Origin of the sequence: Dyella sp. EPa41 (assembly GCF_016586165.1) — a bacterium.
Classification (GTDB): Bacteria; Pseudomonadota; Gammaproteobacteria; order Xanthomonadales; family Rhodanobacteraceae; genus Dyella.
Genome location: NZ_BCPR01000021.1, coordinates 42,823 through 68,736 on the forward strand (window position 1 = coordinate 42,823; position 25,914 = coordinate 68,736).

Annotated in this window: 24 protein-coding genes; 7 read left to right on the forward strand and 17 right to left on the reverse strand. The window is 65.7% G+C overall.

Annotated features, from left to right (window positions below; genetic code table 11):
* Nucleotides 1-212: 212 nt before the first annotated feature.
* The 3 genes from JMF82_RS09065 to JMF82_RS09075 form a co-directional block, all read right to left on the reverse strand.
* Nucleotides 213-1,310 (reverse strand): OmpA family protein, encoded by a 1,098-nt coding sequence (locus JMF82_RS09065; RefSeq protein ID WP_201314205.1) that lies wholly within the window; start codon nucleotides 1,308-1,310, stop codon nucleotides 213-215.
* Nucleotides 1,311-1,681: 371 nt separating this feature from the next.
* Nucleotides 1,682-2,812 carry an OmpA family protein gene (locus JMF82_RS09070; RefSeq protein ID WP_201314206.1) on the reverse strand — a complete coding sequence of 377 codons (1,131 nt, stop codon included), beginning with the start codon at nucleotides 2,810-2,812 and terminating at the stop codon, nucleotides 1,682-1,684.
* 207 nt (nucleotides 2,813-3,019) lie between these two features.
* Complete coding sequence (locus JMF82_RS09075) at nucleotides 3,020-4,471, reverse strand: bifunctional 2-methylcitrate dehydratase/aconitate hydratase (protein ID WP_201314207.1); 1,452 nt, start codon at nucleotides 4,469-4,471, stop codon at nucleotides 3,020-3,022.
* 293 nt (nucleotides 4,472-4,764) lie between these two features.
* Here JMF82_RS09075 and JMF82_RS09080 point away from each other — a divergent pair, with 293 nt between their 5' ends.
* Both JMF82_RS09080 and JMF82_RS09085 read left to right on the forward strand, forming a co-directional pair.
* Entirely contained in the window at nucleotides 4,765-5,451 is a 687-nt protein-coding gene (locus JMF82_RS09080; protein ID WP_201314208.1) for a TerC family protein, read from the forward strand.
* Nucleotides 5,452-5,508: 57 nt separating this feature from the next.
* Nucleotides 5,509-6,120, forward strand: a complete 612-nt coding sequence (locus JMF82_RS09085; protein ID WP_201314209.1) for a glutathione S-transferase N-terminal domain-containing protein — start codon at nucleotides 5,509-5,511, stop codon at nucleotides 6,118-6,120.
* An 18-nt stretch (nucleotides 6,121-6,138) separates the two neighbouring features.
* Here JMF82_RS09085 and JMF82_RS09090 read toward each other — a convergent pair whose 3' ends face one another.
* The 7 genes from JMF82_RS09090 to prpB form a co-directional block, all read right to left on the reverse strand.
* A complete protein-coding gene (locus JMF82_RS09090) occupies nucleotides 6,139-7,605 on the reverse strand; it encodes an acetate kinase (RefSeq protein WP_236585377.1) in 1,467 nt (488 codons plus the stop codon).
* A gap of 104 nt (nucleotides 7,606-7,709) precedes the next feature.
* Nucleotides 7,710-8,297 (reverse strand): hypothetical protein, encoded by a 588-nt coding sequence (locus JMF82_RS09095; RefSeq protein WP_201314210.1) that lies wholly within the window; start codon nucleotides 8,295-8,297, stop codon nucleotides 7,710-7,712.
* A gap of 9 nt (nucleotides 8,298-8,306) precedes the next feature.
* On the reverse strand, nucleotides 8,307-8,990 hold the full coding sequence (locus tag JMF82_RS09100; protein WP_201314211.1) for a C39 family peptidase: 684 nt from the start codon (nucleotides 8,988-8,990) through the stop codon (nucleotides 8,307-8,309).
* A complete protein-coding gene (locus JMF82_RS09105; protein WP_236585378.1) occupies nucleotides 8,987-9,361 on the reverse strand; it encodes a hypothetical protein in 375 nt (124 codons plus the stop codon). Before JMF82_RS09105 ends, JMF82_RS09100 begins: the two co-directional genes overlap by 4 nt.
* Before the next feature lie 177 nt (nucleotides 9,362-9,538).
* Nucleotides 9,539-10,630 (reverse strand): hypothetical protein, encoded by a 1,092-nt coding sequence (locus JMF82_RS09110; RefSeq protein ID WP_201314212.1) that lies wholly within the window; start codon nucleotides 10,628-10,630, stop codon nucleotides 9,539-9,541.
* 342 nt (nucleotides 10,631-10,972) lie between these two features.
* Entirely contained in the window at nucleotides 10,973-12,118 is a 1,146-nt protein-coding gene (prpC, locus tag JMF82_RS09115; protein WP_201314213.1) for a 2-methylcitrate synthase, read from the reverse strand.
* A gap of 72 nt (nucleotides 12,119-12,190) precedes the next feature.
* Nucleotides 12,191-13,081: a methylisocitrate lyase gene (gene prpB / locus JMF82_RS09120; RefSeq protein WP_201314214.1), complete on the reverse strand. Its 891-nt coding sequence runs from the start codon at nucleotides 13,079-13,081 to the stop codon at nucleotides 12,191-12,193.
* A gap of 140 nt (nucleotides 13,082-13,221) precedes the next feature.
* On the opposite strand from prpB, the gene JMF82_RS09125 reads away from it, so the two are divergent.
* Entirely contained in the window at nucleotides 13,222-14,436 is a 1,215-nt protein-coding gene (locus JMF82_RS09125; protein ID WP_201314215.1) for a citrate synthase family protein, read from the forward strand.
* 17 nt (nucleotides 14,437-14,453) lie between these two features.
* Here JMF82_RS09125 and prpE read toward each other — a convergent pair whose 3' ends face one another.
* Entirely contained in the window at nucleotides 14,454-16,343 is a 1,890-nt protein-coding gene (gene prpE / locus JMF82_RS09130) for a propionate--CoA ligase (protein ID WP_201314216.1), read from the reverse strand.
* A 129-nt stretch (nucleotides 16,344-16,472) separates the two neighbouring features.
* On the reverse strand, nucleotides 16,473-16,814 hold the full coding sequence (locus tag JMF82_RS09135; protein ID WP_201314217.1) for a hypothetical protein: 342 nt from the start codon (nucleotides 16,812-16,814) through the stop codon (nucleotides 16,473-16,475).
* Between the two features lie 117 nt (nucleotides 16,815-16,931).
* Here JMF82_RS09135 and JMF82_RS09140 point away from each other — a divergent pair, with 117 nt between their 5' ends.
* Complete coding sequence (locus tag JMF82_RS09140) at nucleotides 16,932-17,954, forward strand: MerR family transcriptional regulator (protein WP_201314218.1); 1,023 nt, start codon at nucleotides 16,932-16,934, stop codon at nucleotides 17,952-17,954.
* A gap of 71 nt (nucleotides 17,955-18,025) precedes the next feature.
* Nucleotides 18,026-18,499: a DUF4440 domain-containing protein gene (locus tag JMF82_RS09145; RefSeq protein WP_236585379.1), complete on the forward strand. Its 474-nt coding sequence runs from the start codon at nucleotides 18,026-18,028 to the stop codon at nucleotides 18,497-18,499.
* 94 nt (nucleotides 18,500-18,593) lie between these two features.
* Here the strand turns inward: JMF82_RS09145 and JMF82_RS09150 are convergent, their stop codons facing one another.
* Both JMF82_RS09150 and JMF82_RS09155 read right to left on the reverse strand, forming a co-directional pair.
* Nucleotides 18,594-19,580 (reverse strand): malate dehydrogenase, encoded by a 987-nt coding sequence (locus tag JMF82_RS09150; protein WP_201314219.1) that lies wholly within the window; start codon nucleotides 19,578-19,580, stop codon nucleotides 18,594-18,596.
* Between the two features lie 75 nt (nucleotides 19,581-19,655).
* Complete coding sequence (locus JMF82_RS09155; RefSeq protein WP_201314220.1) at nucleotides 19,656-20,855, reverse strand: pyridoxal phosphate-dependent aminotransferase; 1,200 nt, start codon at nucleotides 20,853-20,855, stop codon at nucleotides 19,656-19,658.
* Between the two features lie 514 nt (nucleotides 20,856-21,369).
* Between JMF82_RS09155 and JMF82_RS09160 the strand changes: the two genes are divergently transcribed.
* Nucleotides 21,370-21,627, forward strand: a complete 258-nt coding sequence (locus JMF82_RS09160; protein WP_201314221.1) for a GlsB/YeaQ/YmgE family stress response membrane protein — start codon at nucleotides 21,370-21,372, stop codon at nucleotides 21,625-21,627.
* Between the two features lie 54 nt (nucleotides 21,628-21,681).
* On the opposite strand, the gene JMF82_RS09165 is transcribed toward JMF82_RS09160, so the two are convergent.
* The 3 genes from JMF82_RS09165 to JMF82_RS09175 all read right to left on the reverse strand — a co-directional run bounded on the left by JMF82_RS09165 (nucleotide 21,682) and on the right by JMF82_RS09175 (nucleotide 24,782).
* Nucleotides 21,682-22,110, reverse strand: coding sequence for a YidB family protein (locus tag JMF82_RS09165; protein ID WP_201314222.1), 429 nt, complete (start codon nucleotides 22,108-22,110; stop codon nucleotides 21,682-21,684).
* A gap of 156 nt (nucleotides 22,111-22,266) precedes the next feature.
* Nucleotides 22,267-22,773 (reverse strand): peptidylprolyl isomerase, encoded by a 507-nt coding sequence (locus JMF82_RS09170; RefSeq protein ID WP_201314223.1) that lies wholly within the window; start codon nucleotides 22,771-22,773, stop codon nucleotides 22,267-22,269.
* Nucleotides 22,774-22,916: 143 nt separating this feature from the next.
* Entirely contained in the window at nucleotides 22,917-24,782 is a 1,866-nt protein-coding gene (locus JMF82_RS09175; RefSeq protein ID WP_236585380.1) for a D-(-)-3-hydroxybutyrate oligomer hydrolase, read from the reverse strand.
* A gap of 131 nt (nucleotides 24,783-24,913) precedes the next feature.
* Here JMF82_RS09175 and JMF82_RS09180 point away from each other — a divergent pair, with 131 nt between their 5' ends.
* Nucleotides 24,914-25,570, forward strand: a complete 657-nt coding sequence (locus tag JMF82_RS09180; protein WP_201314224.1) for a response regulator transcription factor — start codon at nucleotides 24,914-24,916, stop codon at nucleotides 25,568-25,570.
* Nucleotides 25,571-25,914: the final 344 nt, after the last annotated feature.

Genomic DNA, 25,914 nt, shown 5'->3' on the forward strand with positions numbered 1-25,914 from the left:
GGCAAGTACGACACGGCGATGGTAGGCGATCCGCACGGCATGCGTGCTCCTCCACCTGTAGGAGCGCACCCAGTGCGCGACCGCGGAGCCCCGTCGTTATCGCTCCGCATTCATGTCGCGCACTGGGTGCGCTCCTACAAAAAAAGCGTTCGTGCCGCAAAAGAAAAGCCCGGCTTGCGCCGGGCTTTTCGGTACTGCGTTTACAGGTCCGATTACTGCTGGACCTGCAGCTCCGTACGACGGTTCTGGGCGCGGCCAGCGTCCGTGTCGTTGCTGCCAATCGGATCGTTCTTGCCGTGACCGACCGGGCCTTCCAGACGGCTGGCGGCGATGCCGTGAGCGGTCAGGTAGTCGAACACGATCTGGGCGCGACGCTCGGACAGATCCTGGTTGTAGGCGTCCTTACCGACCGAGTCGGTGTAGCCGGCAACGTTGACCTTGACCTGCGGGTAGCGCTGCAGGGTGTCCACAGCCTGGTCGAGGATGGCGATCGAGTCGGTGGTCGGCTCAGCCAGCGCCTTCTTGATGTCCTTCTCGCCCTTCTTCGGACGATCGAACTTGAAGTTGACGCCGCGCAGGTCGATCACGACCTTCTGCGGGCAGCCGTCCGGACCAACGATGGTGCCAGCCGCGGTGTTCGGGCACTTGTCGTCGCAATCGTTGACGCCGTCACCGTCGCTGTCGAGCTTCGAGCAGTCCGGAGCGGCCGGCGGCGGGGTGGCAGCCACCGGGGCAGCAGCCGGCTCGCCGAAGCGCGACACGATGCTGAAGCCCAGGAACCAGTCGCCGTAACCGTTCTTCGCCGGCTGGGTCTTGTCGTCCCAGTCGTAGCGATAGCCGGCTTCGATGCGGATGTCGGTGCTGTCGGTGACGGTCTTGGACACACCAGCGCCGAGCTCGGCAGCCGGCGACCAACCATTGTCGACGGCATTCTGGTGGTAGCTGCCCATCACGCCGGCCAGCAGGTACGGACGCCATGCGTTCCAGTCGCCGTAGTAGAAGCGGGCGGCCACGCCGAAGTTGTTGTTCGCCCAACGGCCGCCGGCATCGGCGTCACGCTTGGTGCGATCCACGAACAGGTCGATCGAGGTGTTCGGGGCAATGAAGCGACCGAAGCCCAGGCCGTAATAGACCTGACGGCTGTTGGTGTTGCGATCGGTGTCGTTGTAGTAGCCGCCCACGGTCGGAGCGATGTACCAACGGCCGTCGTAGCTCGGCGTGGTCGCACCGGCAGTGTTGTCTTGCGCGTGAACGGCACCTACGCCGCCCAGGGCCAGGGCAATCAGGAAATACAAGCCCTTACGATTCATCAGGTGTCTCCTTGTTTATTGGTATTCGCGTCCGCTCCACCCCAGACGGAAAACGCGCGTCACTGACTTCTACATCCAGGGGACTTACTTCCGCCCCCTTGCTTTGCGTCCCGATCAATTTGGTGTCAAAGATCAAAGCGGGGCGAAGTGTAGCAAAACCGTTAAGCGCATCGCACGCCTACGGAGACGCCGTTGGTGAAGCGCTGTTCAGACAACGCGCATTTGCTGCGCGCGAGGACTGCAATGCGTGCGACAAGATGTCGCGCTTCGGCCTCATCGATCGATGCGCCTACACGGGAGCCGCCTGCAGCTGCACCAAAAGAAAAGCCCGGCTTGCGCCGGGCTTTTCGATGCTGCGGTCAAATGTCCGATTACTGCTGAACCTGCAACTCCGTGCGGCGATTGCGCGCACGACCGGCATCCGTGTCGTTGGTATCGATCGGGTCGTTCTTGCCATGACCGACCGGGCCTTCGAGACGGCTTGCATCGACGCCATGGGCGAGCAGGTAGTCGTACACGATCTTCGCACGACGCTCCGACAGACCCTGGTTGTACTGGTCCGTACCCACGCTGTCGGTGTAACCGGCCACCATGACCTTGACCTGCGGATAACGCTGCAGGGTGTCGACGGCCTGGTCGAGGACCGCGATCGAATCCTTGCTCGGTTCGGCCAGCGACTTGCTGATGTCCTTCTCGCCCTTCTTCGGGCGATCGAACTTGAAGTTGACGCCGCGCAGGTCGATCACGACCTTCTGCGGGCAACCATCCGGACCGACGATCGTGCCGGCCGGCGTGTTCGGGCACTTGTCGTCGCAATCGTTGACGCCATCGCCGTCGCTGTCGAGCTTCGAGCAATCCGGCGGCGGCGGCGGCGGTGCCACGACCGGCGCGGCAGCGGGTTCGCCGAAGCGGGACACGATGCTGAAGCCCAGGAACCAGTCGCCATAACCGCTCTTGTTCGACTGGGTCTTGTCGTCCCAGTCATAGCGATAACCCGCTTCGATGCGGATATCCGAACTGTCGGTAACGGTCTTGGACACGCCGAGGCCGGCTTCAACGGCGGGATCCCAACCGTTGTCGTTGCTGTTCTGGTGGTAGCTGCCGATCACGCCGCCCAACAGGTACGGACGCCAGGCGGTCCATTCGCCGAAGTAGTAACGCGCGGCGACGCCCCAGTTGTTGTTCGCCCACTTGCCGCCACTGGTGGTGAGGCCATTGACGTAGGTGTCGCGATCACGCTTGGTGCGATCGAAGAAGAAATCCAACGAGAAGTTCGGCGAGAAGAACCGGCCGACACCCAGGCCATAGTAGAACTGGCGGCTGTTGGTATTGCGGTCGGTGTCGTTGTAGTACCCGCCAACGGTCGGGGCGATGTACCAACGGCCGTCATAGCTTGGCGTTGTGGTCGGAGCCGGAGCGGAAGAAGTGTTGTCCTGCGCGTGAACGGCGCCTGCGCCGCCCAGGGCGAGGGCAATGAGCATGTACAAGCCCTTACGTTTCATCAGGTGTCTCCTCGTTTATTGGTGTACGCGTCCGTTCACCCCAGACGGGAATAACATCAGTCGTGGATTCGTGTTCCTATGAAGCCGCCGACCTACCTCAGAACCTCGATGCTTGGTTTACCCGAAACGGGCGCGGAGTAGCTTAGCAAAAGTTAAACAATTGCAAATCGACCCCAAACGCCCGTTCATTTTCTGCTAACGCCGTCTTTACAGCGTGAAGAGACCCAGGAAATCCTGGATCGGCATGGCATCCAGCCTGGCTGAGTCCGTGGTGGCCTCCAGGATGGCCTTGACCCGGTGGGCTGGCAAGTGGCCCCGGATCGCCTCCTCGAACTTCTCCAACAGCAGCGGAATGCCCTCCCCACGCCGCTTGCGGTGGCCGATCGGGTAGTCGATGGACACCTTGTCCGTGCGGGTCCCGTCCGTGAAGAAAACCTGCACCGAGTTGCCTATATAGCGCTTTCCGGGGTCGAAATAGTCCCTGGTAAATTGCGGGTCCTCACTGACCACCGTCCTGGCGCGCAAGGCATCGATGCGCGGATCGGCCGCCACGTCGTCGTTGTAGTCCTCGGCGGTGAGGCGCCCGAAGATCAGCGGCACCGCCACCATGTACTGGATGCAATGGTCGCGGTCGGCGTAATTGGCCAGCGGGCCGGTCTTGTCGATGATGCGGGTGGCCGCCTCCTGCGTTTCGATCACCACCCGCTCGACCTGGTCCAGCCTGCCCGCGACGGCGCCGTGAAGCTTCATGGCGCACTCGACGGCGGTCTGGGCGTGGAATTCGGCCGGGAAGCTGATCTTGAACAGCACGTTCTCCATCACGTAGCTGCCGAACGGGCGCTCGAACTGGAATGCATTGCCCTTGAAGGCCACGTCGTAATAGCCCCAGGTCCTGGCCGTCAATGCCGAGGGATAACCCACCACGCCCCGGTACACGGCGTTGATGGCGTGCGTGACGGCGCGGCGGCAGGCATCGCCCGCCGCCCAGCTCTTGCGCGGACCGGTATTGGGGGCATGGCGGTAGGTGCGCAGCGAGCCGTTGTCGATCCAGCTGTGGGAGAGGGCGGTGACGATCTCTTCCTTGCCGCCGCCCAGCATGGCCGTGGCGACGGCCGTGGAGGCCAGGCGCACCAGGATCACGTGGTCCTGCCCGATGCGATTGAAGCTGTTCCTGAGGGCGTAGCAGCCCTGGATCTCATGGGCCTTGATGGCGTAGGTGAGCACATCGCGCACCGTCATCGGCGTGCCGCCCTCGCGCGCGGCCTTGCGGCCCAGGTAGTCGGCCACCGCCAGGATGGCGCCGAGGTTGTCCGAGGGATGGCCCCACTCGGCGGCCAGCCAGGTGTCGTTGAAATCCAGCCAGCGGATCTGCGTGCCGATGGCGAACGCGGCCTGCACGGGATCCAGCTCGTGGCTGGTGCCCGGCACGCGCGCGCCGCCTGGCAAGGTGGCGCCCGGCACCACCGGCCCCAGGTGCTTGACGCACTCGGGGAACCGCATCGCCAGCATCGACGTGCCCAGCGAGTCGAGCAGCATATGGCGCGCGGTGTCGTAAGCCTCCGCGGAGTCGATCGTGTAGTCGAGCACATAGTCGGCGACGTCGACCATCGGCTGGTCGGGGTCGGGGCGCTTGGCGGAACGAAGATCAGGCTCGCTCATCCGGTGGTTCCCGTGGCGGCAAGGGAGGGTCGATGGTAGCCCGGCGACCTCTCCGGCTTAAGTGTCCCCGCTTGACCACCCGGCCTGCCCGCACGGACAATGCCTGGATACTTATCCCAAAAGGGAGTAGTTCCGGACACCGGCTCTTCGAGTGTCCTTGCGGTCGTCGTCACCACGGGCAGTGCCCTGCCCCGGTTACCGCAGCGGCTTTGCCGTGAACGAGACTTTTGCGGTAACGACGGGCTGCGCGTGTCCGTCGTTGCTGCATTGGTCCCACGCGCAGAGACACCTGCATGGAACTCACTGGTACCGACTTCCTCTCCGGCCTGCTGGCCATCGTGCTGCTGGACCTGGTGCTCGCGGGCGACAACGCCATCGTGATCGCGCTGGCGGCACGCAATCTTCCGCGCCAGATCCAGAAGAAGGCCGTGCTGTGGGGCACCGTGGGCGCCATCCTGGTGCGCCTGTTGATGACGGGCATCGTGGTCTATCTGCTCAAGCTGCCCGGCCTGATGCTGGCAGGTGGCCTGCTGTTGCTGCCGATCGCGTGGAAGCTGCTGCAACAGGAGCCCGAGCCCGCGCATGAAGTCGACGCCGCCTCCAGCTTCTGGACGGCGATGCGCACCATCATCGTCGCCGATGCCCTGATGGGACTCGACAACGTGCTGGCGATCGCCGGTGCCTCGAAGGGACACATGCCGCTGGTGGTCATCGGCCTGGCGATCAGCGTGCCGCTGGTGGTATGGGGCTCCACGCTGATCCTGCGCCTGATCGAACGCTTCCCCGTCATCGTGTACATCGGCGCGGCCGCCATCGCCTGGACGTCGGCGCGCATGATCGCCCACGACCATTGGTTGTCGCCTTGGTTCGACGCGCGTGCGTGGTCGCGCTACGCGCTCGATGCCTTGCTCGTGGTGGGCGTCTGCCTGGGCGGCTGGCTGATGCAGCGCCGACGCCTGCGCCTTGGCGCAAAGGCTTGAGGTAAGCGGGCGGCGCAAGCCACACTGCGTGGTTTCCGCTGCCCTAGGACCGCTTGCATGAAGTTGTACTACCTGCCCGGCGCCTGTTCGCTTGCCGACCACATCGTGCTCGAATGGATCGGCCGCCCCTATGAAACCTATCGGGTCGCGCGCGAAGAACTCGGCACGCCGGACTACCTGCGGATCCATCCGTCGGGCGCGGTGCCTGCGCTGCAGGACGACGATGGCTGGGTGCTTACCGAGAACGCCGCCATCCTCAACTACCTTGCCGACCTGAATCCGGAAGCGAAGCTGGGGGGTGATGGTTCGCCGCGAGGTCGTGCCGAGGCGAATCGCTGGCTCGCCTTCATCAACTCCGATCTGCATCCGCTGTTCCGGCCGGTATTCCGCCCCGAGCGGTTCATAGACGACGAGGCCGCCCAGGAAGCGCTGCGCGCCAAATCGATCGCGCGGCTGCGCGGCTATTACGAGCGCCTCGACGCGCAGCTCGACGGCAAGGATTGGCTCACGGGCTCGCGCTCGTTCGCCGATCCCTACCTCTTCGTGGTGCTGCGCTGGGCGATGGCCAGGGGCGTGGACCTTGGCGGCCTGGACAATCTCGCGCGCTTCCACCAGCGCATGCTTGAAGACGCCGGCGTGAAGGCGGCCATGCGGCAGGAAGGCCTGTAGCGCGCGCACGCGCGTGTTCTAGTACATCATCGGCACGCGCACGGTCACCGTCGCGTCGGGTGTGTCGCGGGTGACGCCCACACCGACCGTGAAGTTGAGCGTGCGCTTGTCGTTGAAGCGCCATGAGCCGCCGATCAGGAGCGTGCCGAGCACGATCTTGGTCGACCCCGGCACGCGCTGCCCGTTCTGCTTGGTGGGCCCGACGAAGGCCTGCTCGTAGCCGATGCTCATCGACGCCTTCTCGTTGAGCGAAAGGCCCATGCCAAGGCTGAGGTCGACGATGTCACCGGGCTTGACCTTGCCGAGCTGCTCGGTGCCACCCAGCAGGATGTGCCGCGTGACGTTGTCGCGCGGCACGTTGTAGAGATAGCTGACATTGCCGAACAGCACGATCGGGTCGGTGGGATACAGCCAGGTGACGCCAGGCTGCAGCGACCAGAAGCCGGTGCCCGAGGGTTGATGCAGCGGCAGCCCGGTGCCGGTCACCGACAACGGAACCTCCGACAGCACGTTCTCGACGCAGCGCTGGATGCAATCGGTGGTGACCTCGAACGGGTCCTTGCCCGTGTTGGATTTCACGCGGAACCAGCCGACGTAGAACGCCTTGTCAGGGCCGCCGATATTGAGCTGGTAGCGGATGGTCGCTTCGATATCGCCCAGGCCGTTGCCGCTCGAGCCGAAGGCATTGTCGGTCGCGGTGCCGGTGAAGATCTCGCGGCTGACGGTGTCCTGGTGCGTCCACACATAAGGCACGCGCAGCTCCACTTCCATGCGGTCGGTGATGCCATAGCGCCCGGTGAGCCAGCCTATCTGCGTGGTGGTCTTCACCTGCCGCGCATCGATCAGGCCGATCAGGATCGCCGGAATCACCGTATAGCCCACCAGTGCCACGCGGTCGACCGACGAATAGCCGAACTGGTAGGCCGGCTCGATGACGAACCTGCCCTTGGGCGTGAGCACGCCAGGCTGCTGGAAGATGGGCGCCACTTCCGGCGGGCGCGTATCGGGCTTCGGCGCTTCGCCCACGGGTTGCTGCTGCGGTGCCGGCGCGACGGCCGCCACCGAATCGGCGGCAGGCATGGGCAAGGCCGAGGCGCCCGCCCCTCCCGCGGCGATGTTGCCAGCGCGCTGCTTGTCCAGCACGTCGATGCCTACCGCGTGGCGCAATGACTGGTAGTCGGCCTCCTGCTCCGCCAGCGCGCGCTTCATCGCATCAAGCTGGGCCATCTGCGCACTGATCTGGCTGCGCATCGCCTCGATGCGCTCGCCCTGCTCCGCGACCTTCTTGCGGATCTCATTCGAATCGGTGGATGCCGACGCCGCGGAAGGGGCGGACGGAATGGGATTGGACGCCACGGGCGGCGGCACGCCGGCCACCTCGCCCGCCGGTGCTCCAGCCTGCTGGGCCGCGACCGGCAGGCCCAGCATCACCAGGCCCGCGCATCCTGCCGACCATACATATCGCCACGTTGAGTGTCGCATCATGCTTCCTCATGAGCCGGGTTCAGGATCCTGCTGGCGAAGACGCCGCGACGATCGACGGCGACGGCTTCACGTGTGGATACGACGGTGGCGTGGCGCATCTCATGTCAGTGCCCGATGGCCTGCAGCTGCGCCTGTTGCAACGCATCCTGGAAATTCGCCTGGCGGAATGCGTTGAGCGTGTTGACCGATGTGTTGATCGTGGTGATGCTCTGGATGTGCTGGCCGTTAAGCGTGTTCTGGATGACCGTTGCGCCCGCGTTCTGCCCGATCGATGAAGGGTCGAACGTGTTGTTCGGTCCCACCTGGGTCACCGTGACGGTGTTGAGCGCGGTCTGCATGGCGGTCGCCTGCGCCGGCGTCATGTGCCCGATGTCCGGCACGTTGAAGCTCGTCGAGGTAACGAGGTTGCCGTTGACGTAGACCGCGCGATCGATGCCGAACGACGCCATCAGTCCATTGCCCAGGTCATAGCCGCCACGCGCTTCGTCCAGCGTTTCCGGGCTCACCGGCGTCCAGTCGGCCAGATCACCGGACGTGGGAATGCCGCTCACGACATGGGCAAGTGCGGCGGGTCCGGCCGCGACGGGGGCGGGCATGGGCGCCGTGCCGTCCTGGGCCTGCGCGCCCACCACCCACGGGCCGCAAGCGAGGAGCAGCGTGCCAAGTCCAACGATGCGTGCGACGGATTTCATCATCGCTCCCTAGAGATCGTCCGGCCCTTTCTTGGGCATCACTAAGTTGTAGAGGCCATTGCGGTCGATGACATTGCTGACGGGCGCGCCCGGCGCGACCTTCCAATCATTCGCACTGTTGAACACCGCCAGGTTGCGACGGTTGTGGATGACGAAGACCAGGCCGTTCTTCCACATCGACATGAACTTCGTCTCGGACAGCACGCGCGTGCCACGCGCCGGATCCCCAACCAGCACGCGCCCGCTGCGCATGCCCTTGACCACCACGAAATGGTGGTAGCCCTTTTCGTCGATCAGCACGATGGCCGGCAGGTTCTCCTGGGCAAGCTTGTCGAGCGGCACCCTGTAGCCGTCCGCCTGGAAACCGTTCGCTTCGAGAAAGCGCTTGATGTCCAGCAGCGAGAAACCTTCGCGGTTGATCTTGGCCTGGTCGCCATGCGTGTACATCTGCTCGAACGCGACCTGCTCGTCGACGGGATAGCCGTACTGGTAGGTCAGCAATGTCGCCACCGCGGCCGAGCCGCAGCTGAAGTCGTACTTCTGGTGGATCGTGGCCTTGTAGCGTGCTTCCTTCACGCTGGTCAGGTGCACGGTGTAAAGGCCCGCGCCACCCGACACGGCGACCGGCGTGGTGGCGTGTCCTTCCAGCGGCAGCGCCGCGATCAGGATCCACAGCGCCGCCCGCTTGTTCATGGCTGGAACTGGACGTTGAGGACGGTGGCGTTCTGGATCAGCACGCTGTTGCCAGAATTCTGGATCACCGTCGGAAAGCCGGTGGCGCCGCTCAGGGAGTTGCCCGTGATGATGTTGTCGCCCGTCACCACGTGATCGACATTGTTGTCGGACATCGTGCCGGTGAGATTGGTGTCCTGCCAGATCAACGTGCCGCCGCTGAGATCGGCAAGGGTGGCGTTGTCCACGCTCGCCCCCAGGTCGTCCACCACGCTCCGGTGGTCTACGCGGGTCGCGGCGACATAGACGGCTATCGGCGATTCGGAGCCATCGGAGAGGTACGCAGGAGGAATCTGCGCGTCTTTCGCGCAAAGCACTGCAGGTGCCGCCAAGGCACAACATGCAGTGACAGCAAGCATCCACTTGAAGGATCGCACGGCACAATCTCCCAGGGCGCGCGGGCACCCATTCGATCGAAGCTCGCATCAATCAGTCGTCCCTGGAGACGGCCGCCTTGCAGCACCACGCACGGTGGGACAGGCGCCCCACCGTGCGTGGACTCCTCACACTTAGTGACTGAAGTTCAGGTTGGCCTGAACGTTCACGCTCTGCTGTACCAGCGAAGCTGCACCGCTGTTCTGGGCAAGAATCGACACGCCTGCCGCTGCGGAAGCCGAGCCATTCATCTGGTTCGACATGTCGAACGCGCCCGTGGTGGCATAAGCCGTGCCGCCTGCGCCAGCCGCGCCGCCTGCGCCGCCCGCACCACCCATGCCCGCACCGCCGGTTCCGCCGGTGCCCGCGCCGCCTGCGCCGCCGGCACCTGCCGTGCTCGACGAGCTACCGCTGCTGCCGCCGGTCGCCGAGGCGCTGCCGCTGGTTCCAGTGCCTGCACCTGCCGTGGCGGAACCGCCGGCCCACGAGCCGTTACCGCCGGTCGAGGTGTTGGTGTTGGTGCCCGCGCCGCGTGCGCGCGAATGAGCGCTGGCGTAGTTGTCGCCATCACTGCTTCCACCACCGGCCAGCGACGCACCGCCGGCATCACCGCTGGACGCGCCGCTGCCGCCCGCGCGACCGCTTGCGGAGAGGGCATCACCACCGGATCCGCCACGGCCGCCGTTGCCGCCAACGGCCTTGCCGCCGTCACCGCTGCCACCGCGTCCGCCGCTTCCGCCACGACCGCCATTGGCGTTGCCGTTGTTGGTGGCGTAGTTGCCGATGTTGCTTACGCTCACGTCACTGACGGTGCCGCTCAGATCGCTGCTGGCAACGGCCGTGCTGCTGTTGAACGCATCGGAGAACGACGCTGTAGCGGTTCCGCCATTGTTGGCGGCCGCAGTACCCGCACCGGCAGAAGCTGCGTCGCCCGAGTTGAACGCATCCGTGAAGGTCTTGGTGTGCGTGCTCGAGTTGGTATTGGAGTGAGTGCTTGAGTTCGTACTGGTACTGGTGATTGCGCCTGAATTGCCTGAGTTGTCCGTGTTATCCGCGAAGGCGGGAAGTGCCAATCCCAATCCCAGCACGATCGCGGTCGCAATTAGAGTCTTACGCATGGTCATTACTCCTGGAACGATGCGGTGACCCCCTGTATTGCTGGTGTTGCAGAATCCAGCACGTGGTAGACGCAACATGCGTGCCATGTATTGCCCGCGCTTGTTCATGCTCGGGAGCCCCATGAAATCAGGCGTTTGAAGAGACTCATTTCCACTGAGTCGCGAAGCCGGTCAGCTTCCCGGAGGCGAAGCTGCTTCATGGTTGTTACATGCGATGGGAAGCCGGGTATAGAGCGGGCGCGCGCGCCTCGCGGCCATCCATCGAAGAATCAGCGTGTTGCGGTGATTTCCGCGGCCAAGGCTGCACTCCGCGGCCGCTGTATCAGTGGCTTTACACCCATACACACAAAACGATAGCAATGTCGTACAGGGTCCTGAACCGCAACGAAAGTTAAGGAAAAAAGAAGGGAGCCAGCTGGCTCCCTTCTTTCATGACAAGCGCGTGGCGACTCAGCGCTTTTCGATCGGCACGTAGGCCTGGTCCTCGGGACCGGTGTAGTTGGCGCTGGGACGGATGATCTTTCCGTCGATGCGCTGCTCGATCACGTGCGCGCTCCAGCCGGAGGTGCGGGCGATGACGAACAGTGGGGTGAACATGGCGGTCGGCACGCCCATCATGTGATACGCGCTTGCCGAGAACCAATCCAGGTTCGGGAACATCTTCTTCTGTTCCCACATCAGCTTCTCGATCTTCTCCGACACGTCGAACAAGGTCGGGTTGCCACCCTCGGTGCACAGCTTGCGCGAGACTTCCTTGATGATCTCGTTGCGCGGATCGGACACGGTATACACCGGGTGGCCGAAGCCGATGATGATTTCCTTGCGCTCGACGCGGGCGCGGATATCCGCTTCCGCCTCGGCCGCGTTGCGGTAGCGCGCGATGATCTCCATCGCCACTTCGTTGGCGCCGCCATGCTTGGGACCGCGCAGCGCGCCGATGGCGCCGGTGATGGCCGAGTACATGTCCGAACCGGTGCCGGCGATGACGCGGGCGGTGAAGGTCGACGCGTTGAACTCATGCTCGGCGTACAGCACCAGCGACTTGTCCAGCGAGTGCGCGTGCAGTTCGCTCGGCTTCCTGCCGTGCAGCAGGTGCAGGAAATGGCCGGCGATCGAATCGTCGTCGGTTTCCGTCTCGATGCGCTTGCCGTTGTGGCTGAAGTGGAACCAGTACAGCAGGATCGAACCGAAGCTGGCCATCAGGCGGTCGGCAATGTCGCGCGCGCCGGTGATGTTGTGGTCGTCCTTCTCCGGCAGCACGGTGCCCAGCACCGAGCAGCCCGTGCGCATCACGTCCATCGGATGCGTGGCGGCGGGCAGCAGTTCCAGCGCGCTCTTCACCGGCGCGGGCAGGCCGCGCAGGCGCTTGAGCTTGGCGCGGTAGGCATTGAGCTCCGCCCAGTTCGGCAGCACGCCGTGCACCAGCAGGTAGGCCACCTCCTCGAAGCAGCCCTTGGCCGCCAGATCGTGGATGTCGTAGCCGCGGTAATGCAGATCGTTGCCGCTGCGTCCCACCGTGCACAGCGCGGTGTTGCCCGCGGCCACGCCCGACAGCGCGACGGATTTCTTGGGCTTGGGAAGGGTTTGCTCGCTCATCGGATACGTCTCCTCAATGCATACGATCTTGCCGGCCACCGCGTCATCGTGGCCCGGCGAATGGGGTGGCCGTCAGGCCTTCTTCTGGTTCGCGAACAGGCTGTCGAGCTTGTCCTCGTAGGCGTGGTAGCCGAGGAAGTCGTACAGGTCCGCGCGCGTCTGCAACGTGTCGATGATGTTCTTCTGCGTGCCTTCGCGGCGCACCGTCTCGTAGAAGTTGAGCGCGGCCTTGTTCATGGCGCGATAGGCGCCGCAGCAATACAGCGCGATGTCCACGTTGGCGTTACGCAGTTCGTCGGTGGTGAAGAACGGCGTGGAGCCGAACTCGGTAAGATTGGCCAGGATCGGCACCTTCACCGCGTCGCGGAAGCGACGATAGTCGTCCAGCGTCTTCATCGCTTCGGGGAAGATCATGTCGGCGCCCGCCTCGACATAGGCGCAGGCGCGATCGATCGCCGCGTCGATGCCTTCCATGGCGGCCGCGTCGGTACGCGCCATGATCACGAAACCGGCATCGGTGCGGGCGTCCACGGCGGCTTTCACGCGGTCGACCATCTCTTCCTTGGACACCACTTCCTTGCCCGGGCGATGGCCGCAACGCTTCTGGCCGACCTGGTCCTCGATATGCACGGCCGCCACGCCCACGTTGATGAACGAGCGGATGGTGCGACCGATGTTGAACGCCCCGCCCCAGCCGGTATCGATGTCGACCAGCAGTGGCATCTGCGTGGCATCCACGATGCGGCGGGCGTCGGTGAGCACGTCTTCCATGGTGGAGATGCCCAGGTCCGGCATGCCCAGCGAATTGGCGGCGACGCCGCCGCCGGAGAGGTATAGCGCCTTGTAGCCCACGCGCTTGGCCATCAGGCCGGCATAGGCGGTGATCGCGCCCATGACCTGGAGGGGACTTTCGGCGGCAACGGCGGCGCGGAAGCGCGCGCCGGCAGATTCGGGATGGGACATGGTGGTTCTCCGAAACCTCATATTCTAGGCGATGCGATGGCTGCACCGCGCCGCGCCGCAGCAGGCGCCGGGGCGCGGCAGACACTCTGTCATCGGGCGATGTATTGATCAATCTTGATCCAAAGGATCAATATGTCGGCATGCGAGCCGATTATCTTTCCGCCCAGGAAGCCGCCACGCGCCTCGGCGTGAGCTCCGCCACGCTCTACGCCTACGTGAGCCGCGGCAAGATCGATTCGCGACCCGGCGCCGACGGACGCAGCCGCGAGTATCTGGCTGACGATATCGAGCGGTTGATCGAACGCCGCCAGGCGGGCCGCGGTGCTGCAAAGGCAGCCGCGCGCAGCCTCACCTGGGGCCTGCCGGTGCTGGAGACGCGCATCTCGCTGATACGGCCGCACGGCCACTATTACCGCGGCGAATCGGCCATTGCGCTGGCGACGCGGGGCGCGACCCTGGAAGACGTGGCGCGGTTGCTGTGGGGCGGTGACGGCGATCCGTTCGCCGCCATGCCGCCCCGCAACTGGCCAGGAGCCGTGGCCCTGCTCATGCGCCGCGACGATGTGCCGCCACAGGAACGCACGGCAGCCGCGCTGCCGCTGATCGCACTGACCTCGCCCTACACCCACAGCCTGGACCCGCAGCAGCGGCGCGAGTGCGCGGCACGCCTGCTCCGGGAGACGGCCGCCCTGCTGTGCGGGACGCGTCCCAGTCATCACCCGATCCATCGCGTGATGGCGGAGAACTGGCGTGCCGGCGACGAGGGTCTCGCCGAGATCGTGCGCAGCACCCTGGTGTTGTGCGCGGACCACGAACTCAACGCGTCCGCCTTTGCCACGCGCGTGGCCGCCTCCACCGGCGCCAGCCTGCACTCGTCGGTGAGCGCGGGATTGGCGGCGCTGTCCGGGCCGCAACATGGTGGTGCCGCCGCCCGCGCCTACGCGCTGATCCAGGAAGCGCAGCGCGATCGGCGTCCCGCCGACCACGTGCGCGAGCGCCTGCGTCGCGGCGACGAACTGCCCGCCTTCGGGCATCCGCTTTATCCCGATGGCGATCCGCGCGCCGCCTTGCTGTTGCGCATGCTCGACGACACGCGTCCGCGCCTGGGCGGGCTGGTGCGCATCCGGCAGCTGGTCGATGCCGTGCACGACAGCGTCGGACGCCAGCCCAGCCTCGATTTCGCGCTGGCCGCCATCGCTACGCTGTACGGGCTCGGCCCGCATGCCGCGCTGTCGCTGTTCGCGGCAGGACGCATGGCCGGCTGGCTTGCGCATGCGCTGGAGCAGCAGGACCACGGCGGACTGATCCGCCCCCGCGCCAACTACGCCGGCACCCTGCCCGGCCGGCGTGACTGAGGCCCAAGCGCGCAGCGTCAGGCGTCGGAGCCACGCTCCAGCGCGCGCCGCACTTCTTCCAGCGCATGGGGGTCATCCAGCGTCGACAGGTCGCCCGGATCGGTGTGCTGCACCAGAGCCTGCAGCGACCGGCGCAGCAGCTTGCCCGAACGCGTCTTGGGCAGGGCGTTGACCACATACACGCGCGCCGGCTTGGCCACGCCGCCCAGCTGGGACACCACGCGCTGCTGCATGGCGCGGGCGACGTCGGCCGACGGTTCGGAAACGCCCTGCTTGAGCGTGGCGAACACCACGGGCACCTGCCCTTTCAGTTCGTCCTGCACGCCCACCACGGCCGCTTCCGCGCACGCCGGATGCGTGGATACCGATTCCTCGATCTCGCGCGTGCCCAGGCGATGACCGGCCACGTTGATCACGTCGTCGGTGCGGCCGAGGATGGTGGTATAGCCGTGCTCGTCGCGTATCGCCCAGTCCAGCGAGCTGTAGAGCAGCTCGTTGAAATGGCTGAAATAGCTGTTGACGTAACGCTCGTCGTCGCCCCACACGGTGGTGAGGCAGCCCGGCGGCAGCGGCGGCACGAACACCAGCACGCCCTTCTGGTGCGGTGGCAATTCTTCGCCGGTGCCTTCGTCGATCACCTTCATGCGATAACCGGGGCTCGGCAATCCCGGCGAGCCGAATTTCACCGGCTTGAGGTCGAGCCCCGGCATCAGCGTGATGGCCGGCCAGCCGGTTTCGGTCTGCCAGTAGTTGTCGATCACCGGTACGCCGAGGCCTTCGGTGATCCAGTGCGCGGTCGGCTCATCCAGCGGTTCGCCGGCAAGGAACAGCCACTTCAGCTTGGACAGGTCGTATTTCTTCAGCCAGCTGGCGTCTTGCTTCTTCAGCACGCGGATGCCGGTGGGCGAGGAGAACATGGTGCGCACGCCGTAGCGCTCGCACAGCTGCCACCAGATGCCCGGGTCGGGATGCGTGGGAAGCCCTTCGTAAAGCAGCGAGGTGGCGCCGCCGATCAGCGGACCGTATACGTTGTACGAGTGACCCACGGCCCAGCCCACGTCCGACGTGGAGAACATCACCTGTCCCGGCGCGATGTCGAACACCGTGCGGATCGACAAGGCCATCGCGACCGCATAGCCGCCCACGTCACGCTGGATGCCCTTGGGCTTGCCGGTGGTGCCGGACGTATACAGCAGGTAGCTGGGCTCGTTCGATTCCAGCCAGGCGACCGGCACTTCGGCACCTTCGTACGACGCGCGCAAGCTGGCGTAGTCGAGATCGCGACCGGCCACGCGCGTCATCTGCGGATCGAGGCCGCGGTCGACGATCAGCACGCGCGGCGGCTTGTTGCTTGCCTCTTCCAGCGCCGCGTCCACCAGCGGCTTGTAGGGAATCACCTTGCCGCCGCGCATGCCGGCATCGGCGGCGATCAGCAACTTGGGCTGCGCGTCATCGATGCGCAACGCCAGGTTGTGCGACGCGAACCCGCCGAACACCACCGAGTGGATCGCACCGATGCGCGCGCAGGCCAGCATCGCGAACACCGCCTCGGCGATGTTGGGCATGTAGATCACCACGCGATCACCCTTGCCCACGTCCAGCGAAGCGAGCACGGCGGCAAAGGTGTTCACTTCACGATGGAGATCGCGGTAGGTGAGCTCGCGCGTGATGTTGGTTTCGGTGGAAATCGCCACCAGCGCCAGCTGGCCACCGCGTTCTTCCAGGTGGCGGTCGATCGCGTTGTAGCAGAGATTGGTGGTGCCGCCGACGAACCAGCGGCGGAACGGCAGTCGCGAGGTATCGAGGATCTGCTCGGGCGGCGTGTGCCAGTGGATGCGCTTGGCCTGTTCGGCCCAGAAGGCTTCGGGTTCGTCCACCGAACGCTGGTAGAAATCCTCGTAGCGCATCGCTCGTACCCCGACTGAAGTCTGCTGACCCGATCTAGCCTAGATCAGCAGCGTGAAACGGGCCTTGCGACCTTGGTCGAGTCGTGCCCTGCATGACCGTCGCTGGCGACGGTCATGCAGCCGTGTCCATCAGAGGCAGGAAACCGCCGCGTCGCGATAGGCGGAGTTGTATTCCTTCTTGACGTCCTGGGTTTCGTACATCATCACCTGCGCCCCCGTGCCATCGGCCGTCACCTCGACCAGCTCGTGCGCGCCCGCCTTGTCATTGGCCGACACCGTGCCCGACTGGTCCTTGTGCGAGGCGCTGGCCTCGGCCGTCTCGGCCCACTTGGCGCGCACGCATTCCAGGTAGGTCGGGATGTCTTTGTTGGTGCGGCTGCTCATTTTCGGCGTGGTGTCACGCAGGCCGTGGGTACCGCCGCAGGCGGTCAGCAGGGCGCAGCAGGCGGCGATCGCAAAGAGTTGCTTCATGTCGGTGTTCCAGTCGAGGATCGTCAGATTTAACCATGAAGCGCCACCCGACGGAGAGGCTTGACCCTCACGTCGCGTGAGCCCCCAGAGTGCCCGGCACGCAACGAGGACATCACCATGGAACTGACGGTCGGCGAATTGGCCAAGCGCAGCGGACTCACCGTCCGCACGCTGCATCACTACGACGCCATCGGCCTGCTGGTGCCCTCGCTGCGCTCCGCTGCCGGCTACCGGCTGTACGACCGGGCCAATATCGAGCGCCTGCACCGTATCCAGGCCCTGCGCCAGCTGGGCCTGCCGCTGGCCGACATCGGAACCGCCCTGTCCGGGCCGCAAGCTCCCCTCGCCGAGGTGATCGATCGCCAGATCGCCCAGCTCGACCACGAGATCGCCAATGCCAGCCGCCTGCGCAGCCAATTGGGACGCCTGCGCGCCCAGCTGGACACCGGACAGGCCCCCGACCTTGCCGATTGGCTGGAGACCCTGGAAACCATGTCGCTTTACGAAAAGTACTTTTCACCCGAGGAACTGAAGGCACTGCCGCTGCACACCGACCCGGATGTGCTGCCGCAATGGAGCGCGCTGGTCACTGCCGTGCAGTCCGCGATGGACCGCGGAGCGACCGTCGATGATGCGGATGTCCATCTACTCGCCCTGCAATGGATGGCCATGCTCGAACGCGGCACGGGCAACAACCCCGCGTTCCTGCTGCGGCTGCATGCGATCAACGAGCAGGAGCCGCAGATGCGCGAGCTCAGTCGCATTTCCAAGGAGCTGGAGCGCTTCGTGGAACAGGCCGTGATATCTGCGCGGCTGGCCATCTTCGCGCGCTATCTGGACGAGCACGAGATGCAACGCGTACGCGCCAACTATGGCCGGGAAATGTACAACTGGCCCGCCTTGATCGTTGACCTGCGCAAGGCCATGTCGGACCAACGCCCGCCCGACGATCCGCACGTGCAGGCGCTGGCGCGGCGCTGGATGACCTTGTTCCGCGCCTATGCCGGCGACGATCCGGCCACGCATGAACGCATCCGCGAAGCCTATGCCAAGGAACCGGACCTGCGTCGCGGCAGCGCGGTGGACGAAGCGCTGATGGGTTATCTGCGCAAGGCATGGGCTCACCAGCCACAGCCGTAAGCCTCAGGCGCCGCCCCGTCCCTGCCGACGTGCTAGGTTGGGGCGCGCCTTCATTCACGCGAGGGGACAACATGCAGCAGCGGAAACTTTCACGGCTGGGCGGATGGATGCTGGCGGTGGCGCTGGCCATCGCCGCGCCGGCGACACGCAGCGCCACGGACGATGCGGCGCAGATTCGCCAGATCATGACCGACCAGCAATCGGCGTGGAATCGCGGCGATATCGACGCCTTCATGCGGCCCTACAAGGATGCGCCGGACACGACCTTCATCGGCTCCAAGATCCGCAAGGGCTATCGCCCCATCCTGGAGAACTACAGGAAGAACTACGCGTCGAAGGAACAGATGGGCGTGCTTTCGTACTCGGACATCGACGTCCGTTTGCTGCCCTGTGCCGATGGCCAGGCCGCGTATGCGATGGTCACCGGTCGTTTCCACCTGGATCGCAGCGCCCACGGCAGTGCGGCCAAGGATGATGGCGTGTACTCGCTGCTGTGGGAGCGCACGCCGGCCGGCTGGAAGATCGTGCTCGATCACAGCAGCTGAACCCCTCATTCCACCGCACGGCACCGGGCGACCGGCGATTGCACGAAAAAAGGGCGGCCAAGGCCGCCCTTTTCCGCACCGGATGCAGGCCGGCTTACTTCTTGGCGAACAGGTGCTCGACGCCGGCGCGCTCTTCGCGCAGTTCCTTGTCGGTGGCATCCATGCGGGCGCGCGAGAAGTCGTTGATCTCCAGGCCCTGCACGATGTCGTACTTGCCGTTCTTCACGGTCACCGGGTAGCCGTAGATCACGCCCGGCTTGATACCGTACGAACCATCGGACGGAATGCCCATCGAAGCCCAGTCACCTTCGGCGGTGCCCAGCGCCCAGGTGCGCATGTGGTCGACGGCGGCCGACGCAGCCGAAGCGGCCGACGAAGCGCCACGCGCCTTGATGATGGCCGCGCCGCGCTGCTGCACGGTCGGGATGAAATCGCTCTCGTACCAGGCCTGGTCGACCAGCGACAGCGCCGGCTTGCCGCCCACGGTGGCGTGGTACAGGTCCGGGTACTGCGTGGAGCTGTGGTTGCCCCAGATGGTCATCTTCTTGATGTCGGTGCTGTGCTTGCCGGTTTTCTCGGCCAGCTGCGACAGCGCGCGATTGTGGTCCAGGCGGACCATCGCGGTGAAGCACTTCGGATCGAGGTCCGGGGCGTTCTGCTGGGCGATCAGCGCGTTGGTGTTGGCCGGGTTGCCGACCACCAGCACGCGCACGTCACGCTTGGCGTGGTCGTTCAACGCCTTGCCCTGCGGGCCGAAGATGGCGCCGTTGGCTTCGAGCAGGTCCTTGCGCTCCATGCCCGGGCCGCGCGGGCGCGCGCCGACCAGCAGTGCGTAGTCCACGTCCTTGAAGGCGACGTTGACGTCGTCGGTGGCGACCACGCCGGCCAGCGTCGGGAACGCGCAGTCGTTGAGTTCCATCACCACGCCCTGCAGCGCGGGCAGCGCCGGGGTGATTTCCAGCAGGTGCAGGATCACCGGCTGGTCCGGACCCAGCATGTCGCCCGCGGCGATGCGGAACAGCAGGGCGTAACCGATCTGGCCGGCAGCGCCGGTAACGGCAACACGAACGGGGGCTTTCATCGGGGAAACTCCTTCAACTTGGCTAGTGCTTGCAAAAGACAAGGCCCGCGCCAGACGGCACGGGCCCCAAAATCATCAGGTCAGTTCAGCAAAGAACGCCTGGATACGTTCCAGCCCGGGCTGCAATTGTGCGGTCGGGCAGGTATAGGAAATGCGCATGGCGCGCGGCTCGCCGAAGGCCGAGCCCGGCACGCAGGCCACGCCCTTGGCTTCCAGCAGGGCGGCGCAGAAGTCCACGTCGCTCTCGATGCGCACGCCGTCGTGGCTCTTGCCGAACGCCACGGAGATATCCGGAAACGCGTAGAACGCGCCCTGCGGCGTCGGGCACACCACGCCGGGAATCGCGCGCAACGCATTCACCACCAGGTCGCGCTTGCCGGCGAATTCCTTGCACTTCGCCGCGGGCACGTCCTGCGGGCCGCCGAACGCGGCGACCGCGGCGGCCGTGATCACTTCCGGCACGCTGGTGATGTGGTTGGAATTGAGCGTGGTGATCGCCTTGGCCACGTTCTCGGGGCCCGCGATGAGTCCCACGCGCCAGCCCGGCATGCCGTACGTCTTGGACACCGAGTCGACGAAGACCAGGCGATCCTTCAGCTCCGGCTTCACGTGCACGAAGTTGTGGTAGCCGATGCCATCGAACACCATCGAGTTGTAGATGTCGTCGGTGACGATCCAGGTGTCAGGATGCTTCACCAGCACCTCGGCCAGCGCGGCGATTTCATCGCGCGTGTACACCATGCCCGTCGGGTTGGACGGGTTGTTGAACAAGAACACTTTCGGCTTGCGCGCCAGCGCGGCGTCGAGCTGCGCGGGCACGAGCTTGTAGTTCTGGTCCGGGCCGCAATGCATCACGTTGACCTTGGCGCCCACGATGTCGGCGATATCGCGGTAGGTGGTCCAGTACGGCGCGGCAAAGGCGATCTCGTCGCCTTCGTCCATCAATGCCTCGGCCAGGTTGTACAGCACCTGCTTGGCGCCGATGCCGATCGACAGGTTCAGGCGGCCATAGCCCTTGAAGCCCAGCTTTTCGATATGTACCAGGAAGGCATCGAGCAGCGCGTCGGCGCCGCGGTTGCTGCCGTACTGGCCGGAGTCGTGCTGAAGCGCTTCGCGTGCGGCGGCATACACATGCTCGCCAGGAAGGAAGTTCGGTACGCCGATGGAGAAGCTGATGATGTCGCGGCCGGCGGCCTTGAGCTGCTTGGCCTTCTCGGCGATGACCATGATCGCGCTGGGTTTGGCGCGGCCGACACGCTGGGCGAGCTGGGGCATGACTTCCTCTTAGAGCCTGTTCAATGTTTCCACGTGGCCCGCGCCGGGATCTGTTTGCGCGCCAGCCAAGGAAGAACGAAGGAGTGTATGTCGATACACGACTGAGTGATGACGCCGGATGGTGGGCAAACAGACCCGGCCCGAAGGGTTGGGCACCGATAGCCCCCTGCGAGCGGCCCGCGACTTGACCTGACCACCAGTCAGGCGCTGCGTCAGGGACCGCTCGCAGGGGGCTATCGGTGCCCAACGCGTGCTATGTGGAAACATTGAACAGGCTCTTGAGGACGAAGACAGCAAACCCGGCGATTTTAGCATGCGGCGGCGCGCCATCCCCCTTAGCCCATGGTCGCCCCCCGCTGACCGGACACGTGCGTACGCCCGCGGGCGGGCGCATGATGGCCCGGCCGACTGGACCTGGCCGGCACGGCGGGTAAAAAGGGCAACGGGCAGGCTGGAGGCCGCCCGGCAGGACCGCTCAGGAAACCTTACGAACACTCACCAAGGACATACGAATATGCACTGGCTCTGGGTCATCATTGTCGGTCTGGTCGTAGGTGTGATTGCCAAGGCGCTGACGCCTGGCAAGGAGGCGATGGGTTTCATCATCACCGCCATCCTCGGTATCGCCGGTTCATTCATTTCCACCTATATCGGCGAAAAGCTGGGCTGGTGGGGCGAGACCGGCTTCGTGCATTTCCTCGGTTCGATCGGCGGCGCCGTGGTGCTGCTGGTCATCTATCACGCACTGTTCCGGCGCGGCGCCACGACGTGACACGCTCGTCCCGGCGGTGCCCGCGCACCGCCGGGGTCTTCCAAAGACTCGCCCTCAGGCGGCGCTGCCGCCGAACAGTTTGCCCGCCAGCGAAGCGAGCGAACCCAGGTCGAAGCCGCCCTGCCCCTGCGCCGGCACCTGGCCGTCCGGGGTGAGGTGGTCCACCGCGTGCGGCAGCACCTGCGACAGCTGGCCGAGCAGCTGGTTCTGGTCGACGCCGAGCTTGCCCGCCGCGTCCTGCAGCAGGGAACCCAGGCCGCCGTTCTGCAAGGCCTGGCCCAGCTGGTCGCCGGACACGGGCTGGTTGGCGCCCGTGCCCACCCAGGACTGCGCCGCCTCGCCCAGCCCATGCTGCTGCAGCATGGCCACCAGGCCCTGGATACCGCCCGCCTTTTCAATCAGCTGGCCCGCGATGGATACGAGCGAAGAGCCACCGGCCTGGCCGCCCTGGGCACCACCGAGCAGATCGTTGAGGAATGACATGACCACATCTCCTTGGGAATGGATGACGCACATCAAGTGCTGCATGGAACCTTGGGATTCTAGGCCTCCCATCGACACAGCACCATGACAGCATGCGTGAAAAAAGCCGCCGTTCTCGCAAACGGCGGCTTCTTCACGTCACGCAAACGAACGCGCTCAGCGCTGGTCGAGCACCGCGTTCCATTCCTTCACGCGATCGGCCTTGGCCGCGAGCAGCGCATCCACGTCGCCTTCCACGGTGACCTTCTCGATGGTGTCGCCCTGGCGGATCGCGTCGACCACGGCCTGGTCTTCCGGACCCACCACTTCGCCAAACACGCTGTGCTTGCCGTCCAGCCAAGGCGTCGCGCCATGGGTGATGAAGAACTGGCTGCCATTGGTGCGCGGACCGGCGTTGGCCATCGACAGCACGCCCGGCTTGTCATGGCGCAGCGAGGCGTCGAACTCGTCCTCGAAACGGTAGCCCGGGCCACCACGGCCGCTGCCTTCCGGGCAACCGCCCTGGATCATGAAATCGGCGATCACGCGGTGGAACGCCAGGCCATCGTAGTAGCCGCGGCGAGCCAGGTTGACGAAGCTGGCCACCGTCACCGGGGTCTTGTCATCGTGCAGACGCAGATGGATGGGGCCGCGGTTGGTGGTCATGGTGACGTTGATGGTCATCTGAATTCCTTGGTTCACAAAGGCAGCGCGCAAGTTAGGGCGATACTTATTCAGTGTTGCCCTAGTGCACCCTGCGGGGCCGCAAGGATACCCCAGGCGGCGTCATATGCAGGTCACCGCCGGCGATGGCGCCAGACCACGGTTTATTTGGGGCCCAGCGTCCAGGCCGCCGGCATGCCGAGCGCCGCAGCAGTCAGCTCGCCACTGCCGCGGGGTTGCGGTGTCGGCGCAGGCACCACGGCGGGCCAGGGCGCGCCTTCATAGAGATGTGCCCACAGGCGATCCAGCGCCGCGTAGCCGTACGGCAACAGCGGCACGTGCTTGTCGCCGAACCCGGGCAGCGCGAGGAATGCGTCGAAGTGCTGCGCGTACGGCACCTTCCAGTACAGCGGATGCCCACCCTTGCCGCGCAGCCAGTCGATATAAGGCTCGGAGGTGAACGCCGTGGGCAACAGGCCGTCGGCAGCGCCGTGCACCACCCACAGGGGCAAGCTGGGACGGGCGGGCTTCACGGCCGTCGCCGCCACGCCGTCGCGCAGGGCTTGGGTGCCCGGATCGGTGTCCTCCCACAAGGCGCGCAGGCAGCGGGCCCCGGGCAACGTGGCGTCGGCCGAATGATCGGTGCCGCCGAACAAACCAACGCCGTTGCCCGGCGGAATACCCGAGGCATCGGCCCACCACCCCGTCCTCACGGCAGGGTCGGCCACGCCCGGCGCGCCTTTGGCGCCGATGGCCGCGTAGTGGAAACCGCATGGCATGTCGTCCGGTCCGCGACGCATGTACGCCGAGGCATAGGCGGCGGTCACGGCACGCCACAGGTCGAAGGCGGTCGTTGAAGCCGCCGTGGCCATCGCCTCGTCGGTCCATCCGCCGGCACGCAGGCGCTCACGGGCCTCCGCGGCCTGCGCGGCGACGCGCGTCCCGGGCACCAGGCCGTGTTCGTGCAACTGGTGGCAACGCTGCGCCCAGGCCGGTGGCACCTCGCCGCCGGATGTGCGGGCCAGCGGCGTGTCGTCGAAACGGCCATCGGCGAGTGCGCACGGCAGCCATATCGACGCCTCGGTGGCGTAATCGAACAAGGCGCGCCCCTGTTCGGGCACGCGCACATTCGGCTCCAGCGCGACCACGCCCGCCAGCATGCGATCGTCGTCCAGCCCGGCCGCCTGCAATACGGCACCGCCGCCATTCGACAGGCCGGTGGCGATGATGCGCGTGTTCTGCGCGGTGAACGGGGCCTGGTCGGGGAAGGCGCGATCCAGCATGGCCAACCCGAAGCGCGCCGCCTGCAGCACATGGCGCCCCCAGTCGGCTTCGGGGTTGTCGCCGGAATGGGCGTGCTTCACCGCGATGGTGCCGTGGCGCAGGCCGGAGGCCGGCTCGAACTCCAGCGTGGTCGTCCCGCGCTTGGCCCGCCCGCCGTCGAGCGCGACGCCGGTGTCGTCGACCGGATCGAAATAGCCGGCGCCGGTGCCCTTGTCGGTATAGGCCACGGCGCAGCCGCGCGGCAGTCCCCAGGCACCGGCGAGCGCGATGGCGCCATACACGCCGCGCGATCCCGACGACGCGGTGACCACCAGGCAGCGGCGCGCGCGATCGAAATCGTCCGGGGCCTGCAACAACACGCGATGCGGCGACTGCGCGCCCGGGATCCAGGCGAAGGCCTGGTATTCGCGCCCTGGCACATGGGGCACGGCGCCATAGAGCTTGCCGAAACCACCAAGCGGGCCAAGATCGGCGATACCCTTCCAACTCGTCTGGATGGCACGACGGCGCAATTCCGCCGCGGTCGGCTTCAACGGCGTGGCGAACGGCGCCGGCGCACCCGCCAGGCCGGCCAGTCCGAGTCCTCCGCTCAGAAGATCATCGTCGCCGCGATGCTCGGTGACGCGTACTTCGCCGCGAACGAAATCGGGGGCGTGCATGCCGGATTCCTTGGTCATGGGCGCGGACGCGCACGACGCCAGCATCGGCGCGAGCAGCAGCATCCATCGGGGAAGGCGATTGGTCATGCCGTCCACCATAACAAGTGATTGCGCCCCTACCATCGTACGAAAGTCCAGCACAGCGGCGGTCGCCGTCGGGTGACGGCGTGACTTTCTGATCTCGACGCAGGCCTTTTACCCCGCTAACGTCGGCGGCCATGAGACGCCTGCTTATCGCCGACGATCACCCGCTCTTTCGTGCTGCGCTGCGCCAAGCCGCCAACGAAAGCGTCGGCGACTGCGAAGTGACCGAAGCCGCCGACCTCGCCGGCGCGCTCGAGGCGCTGGCCGCCGATCCGGACATCGACCTGGTGCTGCTCGACCTGCACATGCCAGGCAGCCAGGGTTTGTCGGGGCTGGCGACGCTGCGCGGGCAGCATCCGGGCGTGGCGGTGCTGGTTGTGTCCGCGCACGATGAGCCGCGCACGGTACGCCGCGCCCTTGACCACGGCGCGGCCGGATTCATCCCCAAGAGCGCCTCGCCGCATGACATCGCCCAGGCGATCGGCAACGTGCTCGACTGCGGCACCTGGCTGCCCGCCGACCTCGCCCGCAGCATCGCCGCCCTGCCGGCGGACCCCGCCGACGTCGACCTCGCGGCGCGCCTCGCAAGGCTCACCGAGCAGCAATACCGCGTACTCGCCCTGCTGGGCCAGGGCCTGCTCAACAAGCAGATCGCAGATCGCCTCACCATCCAGGAACGCACGGTAAAAGCCCACGTCACCGCCATCTTCGAGAAGCTCGGCGTGCGCAACCGCACGCAGGCAGGCGTGTTGTTGCGATCGCTGGATATCGGGGAATCGGCAAGGCTGTAGCGCCGTTTGGCCTTCCTTCGTTTTTGTAGGGTGCACCCGGTGCGCGACAAGCCTGCGGAGCGGTGACGCCGCCATTCCGCGGTCGCCCACTGGGTGGACTCCTACAACAGAACACGCCCTCCCCCTTCACCGACCTCTGTAGGAGCGCACCCAGTGCGCGACAAGCCTACGGAGCGGTGACGCCGGGACTCTGCGGTCGCCCACAGGGTGGGCTCCTACAACAGAGCGCACCCTTCCCCTTCACCGACCTCTGTAGGAGCGCACCCTGTGCGCGATAAGCCTACGGAGCGGTGACGCCAAAACGCCGCGGTCGTCCACAGGATGGTCTCCTACAACAGGGCGCG

What these genes read in the sequence shown, in the direction of transcription:
- JMF82_RS09160 (WP_201314221.1), top strand. Translation starts at nt 21,370, where the DNA reads ATGCACTGGCTCTGGGTCATCATTGTCGGTCTGGTCGTAGGTGTGATT.
- JMF82_RS09165 (WP_201314222.1), bottom strand. Translation starts at nt 22,110, where the DNA reads ATGTCATTCCTCAACGATCTGCTCGGTGGTGCCCAGGGCGGCCAGGCC.
- JMF82_RS09095 (WP_201314210.1), bottom strand. Translation starts at nt 8,297, where the DNA reads ATGAAATCCGTCGCACGCATCGTTGGACTTGGCACGCTGCTCCTCGCT.
- JMF82_RS09135 (WP_201314217.1), bottom strand. Translation starts at nt 16,814, where the DNA reads ATGAAGCAACTCTTTGCGATCGCCGCCTGCTGCGCCCTGCTGACCGCC.
- JMF82_RS09080 (WP_201314208.1), top strand. Translation starts at nt 4,765, where the DNA reads ATGGAACTCACTGGTACCGACTTCCTCTCCGGCCTGCTGGCCATCGTG.
- JMF82_RS09175 (WP_236585380.1), bottom strand. Translation starts at nt 24,782, where the DNA reads ATGACCAATCGCCTTCCCCGATGGATGCTGCTGCTCGCGCCGATGCTG.
- prpC (WP_201314213.1), bottom strand. Translation starts at nt 12,118, where the DNA reads ATGAGCGAGCAAACCCTTCCCAAGCCCAAGAAATCCGTCGCGCTGTCG.
- JMF82_RS09125 (WP_201314215.1), top strand. Translation starts at nt 13,222, where the DNA reads ATGCGAGCCGATTATCTTTCCGCCCAGGAAGCCGCCACGCGCCTCGGC.
- JMF82_RS09170 (WP_201314223.1), bottom strand. Translation starts at nt 22,773, where the DNA reads ATGACCATCAACGTCACCATGACCACCAACCGCGGCCCCATCCATCTG.
- JMF82_RS09070 (WP_201314206.1), bottom strand. Translation starts at nt 2,812, where the DNA reads ATGAAACGTAAGGGCTTGTACATGCTCATTGCCCTCGCCCTGGGCGGC.
- JMF82_RS09090 (WP_236585377.1), bottom strand. Translation starts at nt 7,605, where the DNA reads ATGATGCGACACTCAACGTGGCGATATGTATGGTCGGCAGGATGCGCG.
- prpE (WP_201314216.1), bottom strand. Translation starts at nt 16,343, where the DNA reads ATGCGCTACGAGGATTTCTACCAGCGTTCGGTGGACGAACCCGAAGCC.
- JMF82_RS09140 (WP_201314218.1), top strand. Translation starts at nt 16,932, where the DNA reads ATGGAACTGACGGTCGGCGAATTGGCCAAGCGCAGCGGACTCACCGTC.
- JMF82_RS09180 (WP_201314224.1), top strand. Translation starts at nt 24,914, where the DNA reads ATGAGACGCCTGCTTATCGCCGACGATCACCCGCTCTTTCGTGCTGCG.
- JMF82_RS09150 (WP_201314219.1), bottom strand. Translation starts at nt 19,580, where the DNA reads ATGAAAGCCCCCGTTCGTGTTGCCGTTACCGGCGCTGCCGGCCAGATC.
- JMF82_RS09065 (WP_201314205.1), bottom strand. Translation starts at nt 1,310, where the DNA reads ATGAATCGTAAGGGCTTGTATTTCCTGATTGCCCTGGCCCTGGGCGGC.
- JMF82_RS09155 (WP_201314220.1), bottom strand. Translation starts at nt 20,855, where the DNA reads ATGCCCCAGCTCGCCCAGCGTGTCGGCCGCGCCAAACCCAGCGCGATC.
- JMF82_RS09145 (WP_236585379.1), top strand. Translation starts at nt 18,026, where the DNA reads ATGCAGCAGCGGAAACTTTCACGGCTGGGCGGATGGATGCTGGCGGTG.
- JMF82_RS09085 (WP_201314209.1), top strand. Translation starts at nt 5,509, where the DNA reads ATGAAGTTGTACTACCTGCCCGGCGCCTGTTCGCTTGCCGACCACATC.
- prpB (WP_201314214.1), bottom strand. Translation starts at nt 13,081, where the DNA reads ATGTCCCATCCCGAATCTGCCGGCGCGCGCTTCCGCGCCGCCGTTGCC.
- JMF82_RS09100 (WP_201314211.1), bottom strand. Translation starts at nt 8,990, where the DNA reads ATGAACAAGCGGGCGGCGCTGTGGATCCTGATCGCGGCGCTGCCGCTG.
- JMF82_RS09075 (WP_201314207.1), bottom strand. Translation starts at nt 4,471, where the DNA reads ATGAGCGAGCCTGATCTTCGTTCCGCCAAGCGCCCCGACCCCGACCAG.
- JMF82_RS09110 (WP_201314212.1), bottom strand. Translation starts at nt 10,630, where the DNA reads ATGAACAAGCGCGGGCAATACATGGCACGCATGTTGCGTCTACCACGT.